This is a genomic window from Cryobacterium sp. 10I1, assembly GCF_035019805.1.
Classification (GTDB): Bacteria; Actinomycetota; Actinomycetes; order Actinomycetales; family Microbacteriaceae; genus Cryobacterium; species Cryobacterium glucosi.
Genome location: NZ_JASJVF010000392.1, coordinates 1 through 2,082, shown reverse-complemented (window position 1 = coordinate 2,082; position 2,082 = coordinate 1). Strand labels below are relative to the sequence as shown.

Below are 2,082 nucleotides of genomic sequence, written 5' to 3'. Positions count from 1 at the left end.
GCCGGTCGCTGCTGGGGGTACTGCTGCTGCGCCTCGCGCGCTTCGGCGCCGCGCGGGTCTGCGGCCGAGGGGCCAGCTGCCGGAGTTCCGGCGGCGGCCGGGCCCGCGGACGCGGTGGCCGGGCCGGACGGAGCCGCGGTGCTCGCGGGATCCGGTGCCGCGGCCCGCCGGGCCGCAGCGGGTGCGCGTGTCGGCGGTGCGGCATCCGTGCGCTTGCTCGCCACCCGGTCGAGCTCGCCGTAGAGCACGTCGCGTGCGGCGGACATCCGCACGAATTCGGTGGTCGCGGCCGCGATCGTCTCCGCGGAGGCACCGGCGAGGAGGTCGGGGTGGTGCGTCCGCGCCTGCTTGCGGAACTGCTTGTCGATTTCGGCGCGGCTCGCACCCGCAGGCACGTTGAGGATCTCGGCGGCGATCTCCGGGGTCATGACAGCGGGCCGAACGAACGGAGGTACTTGTTGTAGGCCAGGCGCTGCAGGGTGTACTTGTACTGCGGAGCGAGGGCGCGAACCCGGTCCAGCAGGCCGTCGTCGATCTCCTTCAGCCGGGAGCCCGCGCGGATCGTCAGGATCGGGCCGGCGACGATCGCCGCGACGAACACGAGGAAGAGGGGGTTGTGGGTGACCGCAAGACCGAGCACGGTCAGGAGCAGGCCGGCGACGAAGACTCCGACGCCGATCCAGAGGGACCGTTTCGCCGGGGCGAGGTTCTCCTCCGCGAAGCGCGTCCAGCCTTCCTCCGAGCGGGTCCAGAACACCCAGCCGGGAGGCGCGGGGGAGCATTCCGGAACCGGCGTCCATCCGGCAGGGGGCTCCCAGCCCTGGTTGCCCGCAACCCAGTCGAGGGTCGGCGTCGGCCACCGCGGCGGGCGCTGGAACTCCAGCGGCAACGGGTCGGGAAGCGTGGGGGCGTCGGCCATAGACCCAGATTAGTGGCATCGACGCCGGCTTCGGTCCCCTGAATGGGTGGCATCCCGGGGGGCATGGTCCGATACCCGCCGAGAATAAGTCCCCTAAAAAGGGGACACGGGCCCCCCGCGTATGCCACTATGTGTTCAGCATATTAATGCAGACGGCTACCCGACCCGAAAGTTCCACCATGTCCCACTGGTTTACCCGAATTGCTGCCGTCACCGGTGTCGCCGTTCTGTCCCTTACCCTCACCTCATGCACAAGCGTCGCCGCCCTCGTTGGCTTCGCGCCGATCGACCAGGCCAGCCAGGTCTCGGCCTCCGCCGCACCGACGGCCACCGCTACTCCGCTCGTCTTCAACTCCGTCTTCACCGACATGGGCTCGATCCACCCGACGATCCAGCTCGCGCCCCAGCTCGAGCTCCAGCTCGACATGTGGACGGAGCAGAAGACCCACGAGTGGTACACGGACAGCGACAAGCGTTTCTCGTTCGTGATCAGCGTCTTCGATCGCTCGCAGGCGCCTGAGGCGGCTTTCGGTACCAAGCGCCACGTCTACATGTCCAACGTCACGGTCACCGCAACGACGACCACGGCGAGCGGCGCGAGCACGACGCCGTTCGTGCTCAACGTGAACCCGATCGCCGCAACGCTCGACCCCGAGGCGCTCACGGGCCCCGGCGGGCTGCTCGTCACCTCGCCGAAGGGCGGCTTCCAGCTCGAGTCCAACTCGATCGGCGTGCTGACGCCGGACACCTACGGCCTGACCCTCGACTTCGCGATGACGATCGCCGGTGAGGCCACGGCCGGCGGCGGCGCGACCGTCACCCAGATCGTGCACCAGTCGATCCCGGTGGCGATCTTCAAGCGCATGTAACAACTGCATGAACAAGCGCCGGCACCGCACGCCGGCACGCCAGAAAGGCCCGGAACGGCGAAATCGCCGCTCCGGGCCTTTCCTGTTGTGCGGGCCTTTCTTGGTGTGCAGACCCGTAGGCTCACCGCAGCGGATGCCGCGGCGTCCGTCTACAGGGCGGGCTCGGTGACCGTGTTCTTCTGCAGGGTGACCGCGGTCTGCGACAGCAGGCGACCGTCGACCGTCGCGCCGGTCTTCAGGGCGACGAGGGACTTGCCGAGGACGGTGCCCTCGAAGTGCGCGGTCGTGCCGACC

4 protein-coding genes are annotated in these 2,082 nt (G+C 69.3%); 1 reads left to right on the top strand and 3 read right to left on the bottom strand.

The genetic code is table 11. From position 1 onward, the window contains the following. A partial coding sequence (locus QN345_RS18360; RefSeq protein WP_323509039.1) for a J domain-containing protein occupies positions 1-428 on the bottom strand: 428 nt, incomplete at its 3' end. Further along, positions 425-919, bottom strand: coding sequence for a hypothetical protein (locus QN345_RS18355; RefSeq protein ID WP_166791042.1), 495 nt, complete (start codon positions 917-919; stop codon positions 425-427). The genes QN345_RS18355 and QN345_RS18360, both read right to left, overlap by 4 nt. 179 nt (positions 920-1,098) lie before the next feature. Here QN345_RS18355 and QN345_RS18350 point away from each other — a divergent pair, with 179 nt between their 5' ends. After that, on the top strand, positions 1,099-1,788 hold the full coding sequence (locus tag QN345_RS18350) for a hypothetical protein (RefSeq protein WP_134449649.1): 690 nt from the start codon (positions 1,099-1,101) through the stop codon (positions 1,786-1,788). Between the two features lie 149 nt (positions 1,789-1,937). Here the strand turns inward: QN345_RS18350 and QN345_RS20660 are convergent. Next, positions 1,938-2,082: ice-binding family protein (locus QN345_RS20660; protein ID WP_416347676.1), on the bottom strand; the 145-nt coding region annotated here is incomplete at its 5' end.

What these genes read in the sequence shown, in the direction of transcription:
- QN345_RS18350 (WP_134449649.1), top strand. Translation starts at nt 1,099, where the DNA reads ATGTCCCACTGGTTTACCCGAATTGCTGCCGTCACCGGTGTCGCCGTT.
- QN345_RS18355 (WP_166791042.1), bottom strand. Translation starts at nt 919, where the DNA reads ATGGCCGACGCCCCCACGCTTCCCGACCCGTTGCCGCTGGAGTTCCAG.